The organism is Grimontia indica (genome assembly GCF_000333895.2).
GTDB classification, from domain to species: domain Bacteria; phylum Pseudomonadota; class Gammaproteobacteria; order Enterobacterales; family Vibrionaceae; genus Enterovibrio; species Enterovibrio indicus.
Window position 1 is genome coordinate 19,091 of record NZ_ANFM02000025.1, and the last position, 16,291, is coordinate 35,381.

Annotated in this window: 13 protein-coding genes; 3 read left to right on the forward strand and 10 right to left on the reverse strand. The window is 48.6% G+C overall.

Annotated features, from left to right (window positions below; genetic code table 11):
• Positions 1 to 7: 7 nt before the first annotated feature.
• Positions 8 to 607, reverse strand: coding sequence for a DUF924 family protein (locus D515_RS14350; protein WP_002539552.1), 600 nt, complete (start codon positions 605 to 607; stop codon positions 8 to 10).
• A gap of 278 nt (positions 608 to 885) precedes the next feature.
• On the opposite strand from D515_RS14350, the gene D515_RS14355 reads away from it, so the two are divergent.
• Positions 886 to 1,317, forward strand: a complete 432-nt coding sequence (locus D515_RS14355) for an HIT domain-containing protein (RefSeq protein WP_002539553.1) — start codon at positions 886 to 888, stop codon at positions 1,315 to 1,317.
• Between the two features lie 35 nt (positions 1,318 to 1,352).
• On the opposite strand, the gene D515_RS14360 is transcribed toward D515_RS14355, so the two are convergent.
• From D515_RS14360 to znuA, 5 genes are all read right to left on the reverse strand, one after another.
• Positions 1,353 to 1,577: a FeoC-like transcriptional regulator gene (locus tag D515_RS14360; RefSeq protein ID WP_002539554.1), complete on the reverse strand. Its 225-nt coding sequence runs from the start codon at positions 1,575 to 1,577 to the stop codon at positions 1,353 to 1,355.
• A complete protein-coding gene (feoB, locus tag D515_RS14365; RefSeq protein WP_002539555.1) occupies positions 1,574 to 3,856 on the reverse strand; it encodes a Fe(2+) transporter permease subunit FeoB in 2,283 nt (760 codons plus the stop codon). The genes D515_RS14360 and feoB overlap by 4 nt, the downstream gene beginning before the upstream one ends.
• Positions 3,846 to 4,079: a FeoA family protein gene (locus D515_RS14370; protein WP_039850147.1), complete on the reverse strand. Its 234-nt coding sequence runs from the start codon at positions 4,077 to 4,079 to the stop codon at positions 3,846 to 3,848. The genes feoB and D515_RS14370 overlap by 11 nt, the downstream gene beginning before the upstream one ends.
• A 590-nt stretch (positions 4,080 to 4,669) precedes the next feature.
• Complete coding sequence (locus tag D515_RS14375) at positions 4,670 to 7,342, reverse strand: helix-turn-helix domain-containing protein (RefSeq protein ID WP_239643983.1); 2,673 nt, start codon at positions 7,340 to 7,342, stop codon at positions 4,670 to 4,672.
• Positions 7,343 to 7,491: 149 nt separating this feature from the next.
• Positions 7,492 to 8,397: a zinc ABC transporter substrate-binding protein ZnuA gene (gene znuA / locus D515_RS14380; RefSeq protein ID WP_002539557.1), complete on the reverse strand. Its 906-nt coding sequence runs from the start codon at positions 8,395 to 8,397 to the stop codon at positions 7,492 to 7,494.
• An 81-nt stretch (positions 8,398 to 8,478) separates the two neighbouring features.
• On the opposite strand from znuA, the gene znuC reads away from it, so the two are divergent.
• Both znuC and znuB read left to right on the forward strand, forming a co-directional pair.
• Positions 8,479 to 9,246 carry a zinc ABC transporter ATP-binding protein ZnuC gene (gene znuC / locus D515_RS14385; protein ID WP_002539558.1) on the forward strand — a complete coding sequence of 256 codons (768 nt, stop codon included), beginning with the start codon at positions 8,479 to 8,481 and terminating at the stop codon, positions 9,244 to 9,246.
• The gene (znuB, locus tag D515_RS14390; RefSeq protein ID WP_002539559.1) at positions 9,239 to 10,024 is read left to right on the forward strand and encodes a zinc ABC transporter permease subunit ZnuB; all 786 of its coding nucleotides are present in this window, start codon (positions 9,239 to 9,241) and stop codon (positions 10,022 to 10,024) included. The genes znuC and znuB overlap by 8 nt, the downstream gene beginning before the upstream one ends.
• Before the next feature lie 56 nt (positions 10,025 to 10,080).
• Here znuB and sucD read toward each other — a convergent pair whose 3' ends face one another.
• The 4 genes from sucD to sucA form a co-directional block, all read right to left on the reverse strand.
• Positions 10,081 to 10,953 carry a succinate--CoA ligase subunit alpha gene (sucD, locus tag D515_RS14395; RefSeq protein WP_002539560.1) on the reverse strand — a complete coding sequence of 291 codons (873 nt, stop codon included), beginning with the start codon at positions 10,951 to 10,953 and terminating at the stop codon, positions 10,081 to 10,083.
• Positions 10,953 to 12,119 carry an ADP-forming succinate--CoA ligase subunit beta gene (sucC, locus tag D515_RS14400; RefSeq protein ID WP_002539561.1) on the reverse strand — a complete coding sequence of 389 codons (1,167 nt, stop codon included), beginning with the start codon at positions 12,117 to 12,119 and terminating at the stop codon, positions 10,953 to 10,955. The genes sucD and sucC overlap by 1 nt, the downstream gene beginning before the upstream one ends.
• 94 nt (positions 12,120 to 12,213) lie before the next feature.
• Positions 12,214 to 13,431, reverse strand: coding sequence for a 2-oxoglutarate dehydrogenase complex dihydrolipoyllysine-residue succinyltransferase (gene odhB / locus D515_RS14405; protein ID WP_002539562.1), 1,218 nt, complete (start codon positions 13,429 to 13,431; stop codon positions 12,214 to 12,216).
• Between the two features lie 28 nt (positions 13,432 to 13,459).
• On the reverse strand, positions 13,460 to 16,270 hold the full coding sequence (gene sucA / locus D515_RS14410) for a 2-oxoglutarate dehydrogenase E1 component (RefSeq protein WP_002539563.1): 2,811 nt from the start codon (positions 16,268 to 16,270) through the stop codon (positions 13,460 to 13,462).
• Between the last annotated feature and the right edge of the window lie 21 nt (positions 16,271 to 16,291).

Consider the following 16,291-nt stretch of genomic DNA (forward strand, 5'->3'; position numbering starts at 1 on the left):
GAACCTGCTATTGAGTAAGCTTCGCTCCGCCACCAGCGAGCCATTGCAACTCAGCTTCTGTAGAAAGTCGGCCCAGCGAAGCATTTCGGCTCGGAAAGCGTCCAAATCGCTTAATAACGTCAAAGTTGTTTCTCGCGTGGCGAAAAATATTTTCAAACAACCCTGCCTCATCCAGTCCAGCAGAACTACACAGCTGACTGAAACGAAAAAGGGCTTCTTCTTGGTCTTCCATGTGTTCCGAGTGTTGCAAAGGCATATAGAAAAACGCTCGCTGAATGGTCGGCAAGGTTAAATCCTGTGCTTCTGCTAGGCCACGCTTGCAGACCGCCAAAGCAAACTCGTCATACCGGAATGCCGCGCTCAATCCGCGATAAACCCTGCGGCTAAACTGATCAAGAAGAACGATAGTCGCTAATGTTCCTTGTGGTGAAGAAAGCCACTGATTCAATTTCCCCTCGCCCGCCATGCTGACATAGGGAAGAAACTGCTCTCGGATTTGCTTGTCCAACGCCTCATCGCTTTCAAACCACATGGCGTTAAGCATATCGTCTGTTTTGGGAGCATCAGGATCGCCAAACCAAAACTCTAGTACTTCTATGTAGTCCATTCGCGCCTCCCTCTGACGCAATATAAGTACCTTTAAAGCCTAACTGCATATTTGATTTAACGCGGTGCAATGACACGATTGGCGTTGGTTTTGTGATTTTACTATGACATTTACGCAAGACGTGCACGACAGGACAAGTAAGAGTTTAATCTTGGTCAAGCCGCTCAAAGGGTTGAGCTATCGTTTCAATCATGAGAATGCGCACTCCGACGATCATTTACATTGGCGCAGAATCCCAGTAGTTTTGACCTGATTTCCTGACATCAAGAGAAGATGAAATGCCATTCGAACTCCACCCACGTTTGGACGCAGACACCACATGGCTCGGCGACTTGCCACTTTGCCGTGTTCTTTTAAGTAAAGAAGACTTTGGTCCTTGGTTGATTTTGGTTCCCAGAGTCGAAGGAATTCGCGAAATTCACCATCTGTCCGAAACTGATCAACTCCAGTTTATTCGTGAATCTTCTTGGGTCGCGACAAAGCTGGAAGCGCACACGAATGCAGACAAGCTCAACATCGCTGCTCTGGGTAACATGGTGCCTCAGCTTCACGTTCATCATATTGCCCGCTTCCAAACCGATACTGCGTGGCCTGGTCCTGTATGGGGCAACACAAACGGGGTGCTGCGCCATGACTTAGCCCAAGTCGAAATTACGGAAAAATGGCGCGCCCTCCTCGGCGAGATCACCGACTTCACGCCGGCGGGATAAAAGAAAAGCGCGGATTATATCCGCGCTTTTTGTTTTTACTGGTAGACAGTCAGCCCCAGCTCAGAGTCTTCCAACCAAGTATATTGCCGGACTTCGAAAGATGATCGCTTAGATACTGTCACCTTGAGTTTTCCCCGTTTCACCCACTCTTTCAGCATGGCTTCAACACCATCTTCAGACAGCGCGAACGCTTTTGCCAACTCCTTTAAAGAGCACTTTGGGTGAGATTGGATATAATCCCGCAAGGCAAACAAAATCATACTGTAACGACTTTGAGTGTGTTTGCGAATGAACCTTGGCGTTTGAGTAACGCTATCGTCGCCACCATCAACACAATGCTACCGGCAATCCATAGACCACTCGCCAAAGGTGTCACCATTAGCATCATCGACTGATAGGTAATGGTTGCAACCACCACACCTAGCAGCATGGTCCATCCAGCAATGAAGACAGCAAATGGTCGGCCAAATTCACGGACATACGCGCCCATCGCCGCGACACAAGGTGTGTATAGCAAGATGAAAACCAGATAAGCAAAGGCGCTCGCCACGGTGAAATTAGCACTCAGATTAGCAAAAATGCTCAGGTCAACTTCTTGCTCTTCAGCCACCGCTTCATTATCTACTAAATCACCCACTTGAATACCCAGTGGGTCTGCATAATTCAGTCCCATCAGGTTTTCCGGGATAGTCTGTACCGCTTCGGTCAGGCTACTTAGCAAGTCGTACTCTGAAGCTTCTTCATCACTTGGAGAGGCATACAGGTTGTTCAACGTGCCCACAACAGCTTCTTTAGCAAAAATGCCGGTAATGATGCCAACCGTCGCTTGCCAGTTGTCTTCCTGAATACCGATTGGTGAAAACACTGGTGTGACAAATTGAGCCGCCTTTGCCAACACGGAGTTATCTGAATCTTCGTTACCAAACGAGCCATCCGTACCAATTGAATTCGCAAAGCTCAGGATAGTCACCACCACCACAATGGTCTTACCGGCACCCAGTACAAAACGCTTGAGTTTCTGCCAGGTTTTCACGTAGATATCTTTCACCCGCGGCCATTCATAGCGAGGCATTTCCATTAACAAGGCTTCGCTATCACCGGGATATAAGGTCCGGCGCAGAACAATACCCGTAAAGATAGCGACCGCGATACCCAAAAGGTAGAGGAGGAAAACAACATTCTGACCATTTTCCGGGAAAAATGCCGCGGCAAAGAGTGCGTAAACGGGTAGCCTTGCGCCACAAGACATAAACGGTGCCATCGCCGCCGCCAACCGGCGTTCACGTTCCTGATCCAATGTACGGGTTGCCATAATCGCAGGTACATTACACCCAAAGCCCAGCACCAATGGAACGAAAGCTTTGCCCGGCAGCCCTATCTTCTGCATTGCCTTATCCAGTACAAAAGCGGCACGTGCCATATAGCCAGACGTTTCAAGAAGGGACATGAACAGATACAGACAGGCAATCACAGGAATAAATGTCGCGACAGTCTGGATACCGCCACCGACACCGTCAGCAATAATAGTGACCAGCCAAACTGGGAGGTGGTCATCCAGCAGATAATGACCACCATCGACCAACAATGCCCCAGTACCGATATCGAAAAAGTCGATGAATGCACCTCCAATATTGATGGAGAACATAAACATCATGTACATCACGGCAAAGAAGATTGGCATTCCAAAGTAGCGGCTCAATACCAGATTATCGATGGCATCTGTGACTCTCGCTTTGAGAGGAACGACTTGTGTTTTGGCTGCATGACAGATTTTCGCAACCCGTGAATAACGGACATCTGCAACCATGAGGTCGATATCTGTTGCTTCCATAGAGTTTGTGACCGTATGGAGGGTATACTCAATGCCATCAGACACCTGACGCTTAAGAGCGCTATCTCCGCATAGAAGACGGATAGCCGCTGCCCGACTGTACGCATGGCCTTCTTTTACGAGTTCTTGCGACAGCGTCGAGATGCCTTGCTCAAGGTTTTCACCATAGTGAAGCTCAAAACCACTGTTTGAAGACGGCGCAACTGATAACGCCTCAGAGAGCGAAACATTCAGCGCCTCAACCGACTTCATGTCGGTTGCTGTCACGGAATAGACAGGACACTGGAGTAAATTCGACAAAACGTTTTCATCGATTTCAAAACCTTGAGCCTTAACCACATCCATTTTGTTCAGTATCACAACCATTGGACGGCCAAGCTCACGCAATTGCAGCGTAAGATACAAACTGCGCTCAAGACTGCTCGCATCTAGAACGTTAACAATCAAATCGCAAGGGAGATTGAACAACGCTGAAATCGCGATTGATTCATCAAGACTATTCTCACCATCTGCATTGTCGAGCGTGTAGATGCCCGGCAAATCAGTGAGGGAAGCCTCTTCACCTTGCAGTGACAGCCGCCCCATCTTCTTGTCCACAGTAACACCCGCCCAGTTACCGATTTCCTGACGCGAGCCTGTCAGGCGATTAAACAAGGTCGTTTTACCAGAATTGGGGTTTCCCACCGTCAGTAATTGCTTACCCATCATGAGAGGCTACCTCGATGTTTTGCGCTAAAGATAGGCGAAGTGCAATGTCGCATCCTCTCACTCGGATTTGGACCGGATCGCCCATTGGTGCATAACGGATAACACTGAACTCAGTCTCGGGCAGTAAACCCATTGCCATCAGTTTTTTTCGAGGGATAGTAGGCACAGACGAGAGAGATAGCACCCGCCCAGCCTTACCGGGTTTAAGTTCCGTAAGCTTCATAAATACAACCAAAATGAGAATCATATACATTTGCAGTCAAAAGTATTGCAAATTGTTTCCGTAGGAAAGTTGTTTTTGATCAACAGACCCTAGGAAAGTTCGATACCTCACTCGTTCAGCACGTCGATCCGCTCGTCAATTTCGTCAATATTCTCGTTAACTTCGTCAGTTTTATCATAAAAACAGCCAGTTGACGCACACCTTGGTTGAGCTTCAATAGAAAAATCAAACCTTGTACTCTTCGTTAAAAACGTTAAAAGACAAAATTTTGAACCCTTCTACCCCTGGAAATTTTAGAGGCGGTGCAAAGAAATCGGGGCTTTTTAATGGAAATGAAATAATGGCGGGAAATTACTATCAGCGATCGCGGTTAAATCGTTTTAATGAACCCAAGTTATTTAAAACCTAATTCCAGATGGTGTGTGGTCTCCCACACACCTCCGGCAGCAAGCGAAGGTGTCTTTGACGCCCGTGGTATGGTCAGCAGGCTATACCACGCTCTTTTTTTTCTCGCCCTCCCTTTATTTGTAGTAGCCCCCACCCCGAGCCATAGACTTACACCAGCAGGTATTTAGCATTGAAGAGTGCGTTTATGGATGCTGTTCACTGCCGCAGGTTTCACGGAATTGTGAGGGAGTAACACCATATTTTTGCTTAAACGACTTGGCGAAATAGGAAGGTTCATTGAATCCGCAGGCAACGGCGACGTCAGTGATCTTGTCACCCTGACAAAGCATACGTTTCGCATTCTCCAGTCGCGTTGTAATCAGCATCTCTTTGAATGTATTGCCTAGTTCTTGCTTTAAGCGGCGTTGCAAGCTTCGCTCCGAGATAAACAATGCCCTTGCTAACAGTGCAGTAGAGTATTCAGGGTCATGGAAATGACTGTTAATCTCGGTAATCACCCGCTCACGCCACGCTTCGGACTCTTTAGACTCCGAAGATAAGTCTCCGCTTCGCACTGGCGCGAGCGCCTCTGGTAGGTCACTATCTTCAGGCAGCGAAGTACCACAAAAGCGTTTGACGGATTCTTCGCGTTTATCAATTTCAATGACTTTGCGGTGAACGGTTTCCCTAAGCTGCTTGTTCTGAACCCTTACAGCATCGTGTTTTCTTCGATAATAGACGGCCACAAAGATGATGCCGATGATCAAGACCAGCAGGAAATAACCCAATCGTTGGTACCAAGGTGACGCAACCACAAACCTAATCAATCGTACCTGCTGACTGGTTCCATCACCTTTTTCCAGCTTGATCGTCAAGGTGTAATCACCGGGTTTTAACGCACTGAAAACGAGTTTTTGATCACTTGTAGAATACCAGTTCCCATCACCATGGCCTTCAAGGCGATACTTGAGTGTTTCGCTGGTTCCAAACGGCATCCGCCCCACTTCGACGGCAACAGTACCATTGGGGTTTATACCAAGTGGTTTGTCCGATGAAAGTCCCAACCGCCAGGGGATCCCGTTGATATAAACAGCGCTTGGCGATACCGGAGTAGATGGGGTATTGAAGAGTGATGTGAGTGTCGCCTCAGGAACCGAGAACACACCAAAGTCCCCTGCAATCAACATTCTCTCTGCGTTCTTTTGACAGAAATGGCGCAAAGAGGCGACTGGATTTGGGGAGCCTTGCACAAATTGCAGAGCGTTGGGGGAAAATTGGTGTCGGTACACCCCTTTTTTAGTCACATACAGCGCTGAGGTGCCATTCACAACCAAACACTTGGCCACATCGTCGCTGGCATTAATAAACTGCTCTTTGGGCTGAGATTGCTGGATAGCGTCATAGGTATAAATCCCACGCTGTGTCAGCATCCATAATTCGCCATTCGGCCCGACTTTCAGGGACTTTATCGCTCCCACTTGTTCCCGGCTGAGTTTCGGAATAAACCTGCCATCAAAATAGAAATAGAGACCATTCGCTGTTCCGAGCCAGGTGCCACTTTCTTCAAGATCGATCACTGAGGTAAGTCGGTTATTGAATGCACCTGACCAATCGCTGCCGAAGTCCACCACTGTCTGACTTTGAGGCCAAAAACGCATGATCTTGGAGCCAGTTGCCAGCCAAAGTGAGTGGCTGTCGCTAATAATGCGATCAACGGGTACGCCCTCGAGCACTGGTGGGATCTGCCCCTCCAACCATGAAAAAGTGTCCGGGTTATAGGCCTTAAGGCCTAACGAAGTCGCCACCCATAAGGCACCGTCAAACTTGACCATGCTGTCGATTGCGGTGTCCAGCTTAGTGGATTTAACCGGCATCATTTCAGCATTAAGCATGACGAGTTTATATCTGGTACTCAAAAGGTAACCGTCATCGTGCTCTACCAGTGAGGATAATTGTTCCTCCCCAGGTTCAGGGGACAGAACATACATGGGGAATCGGTTGATGTGGCTGATAATTTTGCTGCGATAATTGAGCCCGACATCGCTCGCGACCCATAAATCTTCCGCTTCACCCACTTCAATATCCATAATGGCGTGTCCGGAAAAACTGAAGGTGTCATCACTCTGTCCGGAGAGCGCATCAAAGTCGCGTTCATTCTCTTGCTTGAAAAACAGTCCTGCTGGTGACCCCGCCCAAACCCCTTCATGGGTCACTGCTACATGATCAATGCGCAGCTCAGGTAGGTAACGAGTCAGCACCCTACCAGACTTAATGACTAACACGCCCCTGTCGGTCCCCATCCAATATTGGTCGCCCCGCTTCGAGACGCTATTAATCCTCTCATCAAATTCAAAAAGGAGTTGTTTCGAAGGCAATGCGTAAGCTTTGTTTTCGTGCAGAGCTACAGCCTTGTCATCCATTGCTATCAAGGCATCATATGGCTTATCAGATACGGTGGCTGGTTGATGGCTATCAGTGTCTATTGTGAATGTCTTGCGCGACGTGGTGACCCAGAGCTGTTTTTTCGTTCCAACCAGCGCAGTCACCTCTCCTTCCAAAGCAACAGGGGTTAACTGGTTTTCGTCGATATCGTATTGTATTAGCTGGCCTTTTAATACCAGCCACAAATCTCCGTCGAACAGCTCAATTTTAGAAACCCCCTTACCGATGGGCGTAAAGGCGTCCAATTTGTGGTAGTGCAATCCGTCATAGAAACTGACACGACCGCCGGTATCGAGCAGCCAGACACCTTTTCCTCCGGCATACTCTATTTCTTTAATTTTGGCGGTATCACTCGCGGAGGCAAATGGGAAGGAATAGAAAATAGGCGATGCCTGTACCGTTACCGTCAGTCCGGTAAAGATCAACATCGCCATAAGAAATGGTTTGTGCAGAGCAAGCAAAATGCGAAACAGTGACAACATTGTTTTATATGATTTTTTACTGTCACTGCAGTTTCGCAGCTTTTCGGATTTGGTCTTCTTCGAAGTTGGAAATTATGCGAACAAGTTCACACCACACCAACTCAAATCTCTCCAAAGCAAGATAGATACTGACTTCCCAGTTGATTCAAGAAATCAACATATTGATTGCTTCCTACTTTTAAGTCCGTTGCCATTGGATCAAGCACCAACACTTTCGTGTCAGTTCCTTTCACCAAGGTTGATACCATGGCTGGGTTAAACTGAGGCTCACTGAATACACACTGCGCTTTACCCTCTTTGATGGCACCACGGATAGCAACAAGCGTTTTAGCACCAGGCTTACGATCTGGGTTGATGGTCAAATGACCAAGTGGACTGAGTTTAAATGCATCTTCAAAATAGCCGTATGCATCATGAAACAGGAAGTAGCCTTTGTTGTTGAAAGCGGAGAGACGAGTTTGAAGCTCAAGCTTTACCTGTTCCAACTCAGCTTTAAACGCCGTGTAGTTATCCTCATAAGCCTTCGCATTCTCTGGGTCTATTTTTGATAACTTGTCTTTTACCGCCTGCGCAATAACGATGCTTTGATCTGGGCCTAACCAGATGTGTCCATCAATACCATCATGAGAGTGATCGTGGTGGTCGTGGTCATCGTGCCCATGCGAACCTTCTTCGAAGTAGCGAACTGGCATGCCTGGGTAGCTTGTTAAACGAACAGCATTGTCCGCATCGCTCAGTAGCTTCTCCAAAAACAACTCTAGTTCTGGCCCTACCCAGAATACTGCATCTGCAGAGGAGATTTTTTTGAGGTCTGACGGTTTCAGCGCATAATCATGCGGAGATGCACTATCCGGCAGTAACACTTCCACGTTGGCATGACTACCCGCGATGTCATTGGCTATCAGACCGAGCGGTTTGATAGTCGTCACCAAGTTCGGCTGGGCACTCGCAACTGCTGGAAAGAATAACATTAAGGCTATGAAAAACTTCTTTGTACTACTGATCATCGTGTCATCCATCATGCGAATTTAAAAACAGCGAGAAATGTTATATTATAACATTTCATTTTTAAACCACTTGTTCAAGATATGTCCTCAGCTCTCGTTAAACTCGACCAAGTTTCCGTCATCTTTGATGGAAAAAGCGTTTTAGATCGTGTCTCTCTGTCCCTTTACAGAAATAAAATCACAACGCTTATCGGCCCAAATGGTGCTGGAAAATCCACACTAGTTAAGACAGTTATTGGCTTGACAGAACCCAGCATTGGGAAAGTAGAAAAGAGCAAGGGATTGAAGGTTGGCTACGTACCACAGAAGCTCAAGCTCAATGAAAGCCTCCCTCTTAACGTAGAGCGCTTTTTAAAGTTATCTCCCGGTGCCAACCGTAAAAGTATTGGTGAAGCACTGACGCTTGTCGGGGCAACAAAATTACTTCACGCCAATATGCACACACTGTCCGGCGGTGAGTGCCAACGCGTCCTATTGGCAAGCGCGGTTCTAAAGAAGCCCGACTTGTTGGTTTTAGACGAGCCAGTACAAGGCGTAGATGTGTCAGGCCAGTTAGAACTCTACAGCCTGATAGGTGAGCTGAAAGATAAGTTGCAATGTTCTGTACTCATGGTTTCCCACGACCTTCATATCGTCATGGCAAAAACAGATGAGGTTATTTGTCTTCAACACCATGTGTGTTGTTCTGGCGAACCTGAAGCGATTTCATCTCACCCAGAATACATTGCGTTGTTCGGTCGTCGAGAATGCGAACAACTGGCGCTCTACCAGCATCACCATAACCACGAACACGATCTGTCAGGAAGCCCTATAGGTCCCTGCCAACACGGAGACCATCATAATGCTTGAGTTCCTTGCGATACCGTTTTTTGCAGGTGTCCTCATTGCTGCCACTGTAGGTCCTCTCGGCTCGTTTGTTGTGTGGCGCAAGATGGCTTACTTCGGCGACACACTTGCTCACGGCTCACTGCTGGGGTTAGCCCTCGGGTTTATGCTTCAGATAAACCTGAACATCGCACTCATCTTCAGCTGTATTGTCATTGGTATTTTGTTGGTTGGACTGCAACGTAAAAGCAGCGTTTCGACAGACACCCTACTTGGCATCATCGCTCATACGTCTTTGTCACTCGGCCTTGTGACAATCAGTTTTGTTGACGACTTACGTGTAGACCTAATGGCGTATTTGTTTGGCGACCTTCTATCTGTCACAACGGCAGACATTAGTTGGATTACAGCTGGCTGCGCGCTGGTATTGGCGCTTCTGTATAAACTATGGACGCCATTTCTTGCAATTACGGTTAACGAAGAGATGGCAAGGGTCGACGGATACAATGTCGATAGGCTCAAACTGGTACTCATGTTATTGGTCGGCCTTGTAATTGCCGTTGCAATGAAGTTTGTCGGCGCATTGATCATTACTTCACTAATGGTTATTCCTGCCGCGACAGCACGGCGTTTCTCAAAAAGTCCTGAACAAATGGCCATTCTTGCCAGTGTCATTGGTGTGATTTCAGTGTTTGGTGGAATTGCATTGTCTTGGTTTAAAGACACCCCGGCAGGCCCTTCTGTCGTAGTCGCAGCTGCCAGCCTGTTCTTTCTAAGTCAATTCTACCGACAAGCAGAATAGTATTTGCAGGCATAAAAAAACCGCTCCAAGGAGCGGTTTTTTCTATTCTGATTTGCTTACCAACCAGTACGTGAACGTAGTGCTTTACCGATATCAGCAAGGCTTTTCACTGTGGTTACGCCAGCCGCTTCCAGTGCTGCGAACTTGTCTTCCGCAGTACCTTTACCGCCAGAGATGATCGCACCTGCGTGACCCATACGCTTACCCGGAGGAGCAGTCACACCCGCGATGTAAGAAACAACTGGCTTGGTCACATTCTCTTTGATGAATGCCGCTGCTTCTTCTTCTGCAGTACCACCGATTTCACCGATCATTACAATCGCTTCAGTCTGTGGATCTTCTTCGAACATTTTCAGAACGTCGATGAAGTTAGAGCCTGGGATTGGGTCACCACCGATACCTACACAAGTAGATTGGCCGAAACCTTCGTCAGTCGTCTGCTTAACCGCTTCATAAGTCAGGGTACCTGAACGAGATACGATACCCACTTTACCTGGCTTGTGAATGTGGCCAGGCATAATACCAATCTTACACTCGCCCGGAGTAATAACACCTGGGCAGTTTGGACCAATCATGCGAACGCCAGCTTCATCCAGCTTCACTTTCACTTCCAGCATGTCCAGTGTAGGAATACCTTCGGTGATAGTCACAATCAGTTCGATACCTGCATCAATTGCTTCCAAGATCGCATCTTTACAGAACGGTGCTGGTACGTAGATAACGGTCGCTGTTGCGCCTGTTGCTTCTACTGCTTCTGCAACAGTGTTAAACACAGGAAGACCTAGGTGAGTCGTGCCGCCTTTGCCTGGTGATACACCACCAACCATTTGCGTTCCGTATTCGATCGCTTGTTCTGAGTGGAAAGTACCCTGACCACCGGTGAAACCTTGACAGATTACTTTGGTATCTTTGTTAATCAAAACAGACATTATTTGCCCTCCGCTGCAGCAACAACTTTCTCTGCTGCTTCAGTCAGTGAGGTCGCAGCAATAATGTTCAGGCCTGACTCAGCCAGTTTCTTCGCGCCAAGCTCAGCGTTGTTACCTTCAAGGCGAACAACAACCGGTACTTTAACGCCAACTTCTTCTACCGCACCGATGATGCCGTCTGCGATCAGGTCACAGCGTACGATACCGCCGAAGATGTTCACCAGAACAGCTTTTACGTTGTCGTCAGAGAGGATGATTTTGAAAGCTTCAGTAACGCGCTCTTTGGTTGCGCCGCCACCAACATCCAGGAAGTTTGCAGGGCTGCCGCCATGCAGGTTTACGATGTCCATGGTACCCATGGCTAGGCCCGCACCGTTAACCATACAACCAATGCTGCCGTCCAGAGCAACATAGTTCAGTTCCCACTGTGCAGCGTGTGCTTCACGTGGATCGTCCTGAGATGGATCGTGCATTTCACGGATTTTTGGCTGACGGTAAACAGCGTTGCTATCAACAGCCAGTTTTGCATCCAGACAGTGCAGGTTACCCTGGTCAGTGATAACCAGTGGGTTCACTTCCACCAGCGCAACATCGCGCTCAATGAACAGCTTCGCAATACCCATGAAAATTTTGGTGAATTGCTTGATTTGCTCGCCTTGTAGACCCAGCTTGAACGCCAGTTGGCGGCCTTGGTATGGCTGAGGACCTACCAAAGGATCAATCGCAGCTTTGTGGATCAGCTCTGGGGTCTCTTCAGCGACTTTCTCGATTTCCACACCACCTTCAGTCGATGCCATGAAAACAACGCGACGTGTACCACGGTCTACTACTGCGCCCAGGTAGAGTTCTTGAGCAATGTCAGTACACTCTTCAACCAGGATTTTGCTAACAGGCTGGCCATTTGCATCTGTCTGGTAAGTCACCAGATTTTTGCCCAACCAGTTTTGTGCGAATTCTTTGATTTCTTCTTTGTTGCTAACCAGTTTCACACCGCCCGCTTTACCGCGACCACCAGCGTGTACCTGACATTTAACAACCCACTTGTTTCCACCAAGCTTGTCAGCAGCTTCAGCAGCTTCTTGAGGAGTGTCACAGGCATACCCTTCGGATACTGGCAGCCCATATTCAGCAAACAGCTGTTTTGACTGATATTCGTGCAGATTCATGATGTTCTATCCGTGTCTATTTCCGTTTTATAGGTTTAATTTGCTTTCCACACAGGGGGCTCCAGCCCCCTGTTATCCGGTAAAACCGGGCTGCTTATACGTCAAGCAGCAGACGCGTTGGGTCTTCTAAAAGCTCTTTTACAGTCACTAGGAAACCAACAGACTCGCGTCCATCGATTAAACGGTGATCGTAAGAAAGAGCAAGGTACATCATTGGCAGAATTTCAACCTTGCCATCGACTGCCATTGGACGCTCTTGGATCTTGTGCATACCAAGAATAGCAGCTTGTGGTGGGTTGATAATCGGCGTCGACATCAGAGAACCAAATACACCACCGTTGGTGATGGTGAAATTACCGCCGGTCAGTTCGTCAACCGTCAGCTTACCGTCACGGCCCTTGATAGCCAGCTCTTTGATCCCTTTTTCGATCTCAGCCAAGCCCAGGCGGTCACAGTCACGTAATACTGGCGTTACCAGACCACGAGGAGTCGAAACGGCCATGCTTACGTCAAAGAAGTTGTGATAAACAATGTCATCACCATCAATTGACGCATTCACTTCTGGGTAGCGCTTCAGCGCTTCAACAACCGCTTTCACGTAGAAAGACATGAAGCCCAAACGAATACCGTGGCGCTCTTCGAAAACATCTTTGTATTGTTTACGAATGTCCATGATTGGCTTCATGTTCACTTCGTTAAACGTAGTCAACATCGCAGTGCTGTTTTTCGCTTCCAACAGACGCTCCGCAACACGCTTACGAAGACGTGTCATAGGAACACGTTTCTCGCTACGGTGACCAAGTGCAGGCGCTTCATCTTTCGCTGCAGCTGGCGCAGCGGCAGCCGCTTTCGCACCGCCACTTTTCAGGAATGCATCTACATCTTCGCGTGTGATTCGACCGCCAACACCAGTGCCTTTAATCTGCTCAGGCGTCAGATCATTCTCTGCCAGAAGGCGGCGAACAGCTGGGCTCAGGGCATCGTTAGACTCTTCAGAAAGAGAAGCAGTGTGACGCTTGTCAGGCGATGCTTCAGAAGACGCTGGCGCGTCTTGCGTAGGTTCGCCAGCAACAGCACCAGGCTTGAGCTTAGCAAGCAGTTGCTTAGAAAGAACAGTCGCACCTTCTTCTTCAACAATGGCTTCTAGCACGCCATCGTCTGGTGCTGGAACTTCCAGAACCACTTTATCTGTTTCAATATCAACCAGTACTTCGTCACGGCTTACCGCATCGCCTGGTTTCTTGTGCCATGTCGCCACTGTTGCATCAGCAACAGATTCAGGTAGGTCGGGAACCAGAATTTCGATTGTCATTTCGTTTAATTCCTTAGCTTTCTAGTTCTTAATTCAGGGTAAGAGCGTCTTCAATCAACGCCTTTTGTTGTTTTAAGTGTACCGACATGTAACCTACCGCTGGCGATGCAGAAGCCGCACGGCCTGCATAGCTTAGGGTGGCATCAGCCGGGATGGCCAAGCGGAAATTGTGCTGGCTGCTGTACCAAGCGCCTTGGTTTTGAGGCTCTTCCTGGCACCAGACAAAATCTTTGGCGTTGACATATTCGCTGATCGCAGCCTGTACGTCCTCTTTCGGGAACGGGTAGATCTGCTCAATACGAATGATGGCGACATCTTTAATTTCTTCTTTGCGACGCGCTTCCAGCAAGTCAAAGTAGACCTTACCAGAACACATCACGACACGTTTGACCGCTTTTGGATCCAGATCGTCAATCTCGCCGATTGCTGGTTGGAAGTTGCCATCAGCCAGTTCATCCAGTGTTGAAGTACACAGTGGATGACGGAGCAGTGATTTAGGCGACATCACAATCAGAGGGCGACGCATTGGGCGGAACACCTGGCGACGCAGCATGTGGTAAACCTGTGCTGGCGTTGAAGGAACGATAACCTGCATGTTTTGCTCTGCGCAAAGTTGCAAGTAACGCTCAAGGCGTGCAGAGGAGTGCTCTGGGCCCTGACCTTCATAGCCATGTGGCAGTAGCATGGTCAAGCCACACATACGGCCCCACTTCTGCTCACCCGAACTGATGAACTGGTCGATAACAACCTGTGCGCCGTTTGCGAAGTCACCGAACTGTGCTTCCCAAACTGTCAGACCGCCTGGTTCTGCAGTCGCATAGCCATATTCAAACGCCAGTACCGCTTCTTCTGACAACACAGAATCAAAGACCTGGAAAGGGCCTTGTTTGTCATGAATGTTAGTCAGCGGAATATAGGTGCTCGCATCGTTTTGGTTGTGCAACACAGCGTGACGGTGGAAGAAGGTACCACGGCCGGAGTCCTGACCCGTGATACGGATGCGACGGCTCTCATCAACAATCGTTGCATAAGCCAGTGTTTCAGCCATACCCCAATCCAACGCTTTCTCACCGTTGGTCATCGCAAGGCGATCGTTGTATAGCTTGTTAACACGGCTGTGAAGCTTGTGACTCTCTGGATAAGTACAAATACGTTTAGCGAGCTCAACCAAGCGCTGCTTATCAAATGTATTTGGCCATTCCACTGTCCAGTCGTGCCCCAAATATGGAGACCAGTCAACAGAGTGAAGCGCCATTGGGCGGTACTCTTTCACCACGATTTCACCGTGATCCAGCGCGTCACGATAACCGTTCACCAACTCAGTGGCTTTTTCAACGTCGGCAACACCTTTGTCTGACAGGACATCGGCATAGAGCTTACGTGGCGTTGGGTGTTTTTTGATCTTTTGGTACATCAGAGGCTGAGTCGCATTCGGCTCATCCGCTTCGTTGTGACCATGACGGCGGTAACACACCAGATCAATTACCACATCACGCTTAAATTCGTTTCGGTAATCAATTGCCAGACGTGCTACAAATGCCACCGCTTCAGGGTCATCTGCATTCACGTGGAAGATTGGCGCCTGAACCATCTTCGCGATGTCAGTACAGTACTGTGTGGAACGGGTATCGTTCGGGTTCGAAGTGGTAAAGCCCACTTGGTTGTTAACTACGATACGGATCGTACCGCCAACCTTGTAGCCACGCGCCTGAGACATGTTAAACGTCTCCTGCACGACACCCTGACCAGCAATCGCTGAGTCACCATGGATGGTGATCGGCAGAACCATTGAGCCGTCTTTGTCACCAAGACGATCTTGACGCGCACGTACTGAGCCCATGACAACTGGATTAACGATTTCCAGGTGAGACGGGTTAAATGCCAGTACTAGGTGAACGTCACCGCCCGGCGTTGCAAAGTCACTGGAGAAACCTTGGTGATATTTCACGTCACCCGTTCCCCAAGAGTCGCTATGTTTACCCGCAAACTCGTCAAACAGCTCAGAAGGCTTCTTACCCAGAACGTTGACCAGCATGTTCAAACGACCACGGTGCGCCATGCCAACGACTACTTCACGCACACCTTGCGTACCTGAATGGCGAATCACTTCTTTCACCATTGGGATCAGCGCATCACCGCCTTCCAATGAGAAACGCTTCGCGCCTGGGAATTTTGCGCCCAAGTAACGTTCGAGACCTTCCGCTGCCGTCAGCTCTTCCAGCAAAGTAATTTTCTCGTCGCTGGAAAATTCTGGCTGGCCAATCACAGACTCAAGACGCTGCTGAATCCAGCGTTTCTCTTCTGTGTTGGTGATGTGCATATATTCGGCACCGATAGAACCACAGTAGGTCTTGGTCAGTGCGTCATAGAGATCGGCTAGTTTCATGCTCTCTTGCCCAATGGCAAAAGAACCAACGTTAAACGTCTCTTGGAAATCGTCTTCGTTCAGACTATGAAAAGATGGGTCTAAGTCAGGCACGCGATCGCGCTGCCAAAGACCGAGAGGGTCCAGATTTGCTTGTTGGTGTCCACGGAAACGGTAGGCGTTGATAAGTTGGAGAACTTTTACCTGTTTCGCGTCGACGTCCGGATCACTGACTGATGCACTGAAATGCGCTGTCTCGGTAGCAAGTCTGCGGAAATATTCACGAACTCTTGAGTGGGGTTGCTCGGTTGCGTTGCCATTCACGACAGGCAGTTCATCAAAAACTGCTCGCCATTCGCTATCTACAGACTCGGGGTCACTGAGGTACAGTTCGTAGAGATCTTCTACGTAAGTTGCATTGGCGCCAGCCAAATGAGAAGACTCAAACCAAGCCTTCATCACGCCATTTTGCATTGTTATCCCTTAACCACTTAG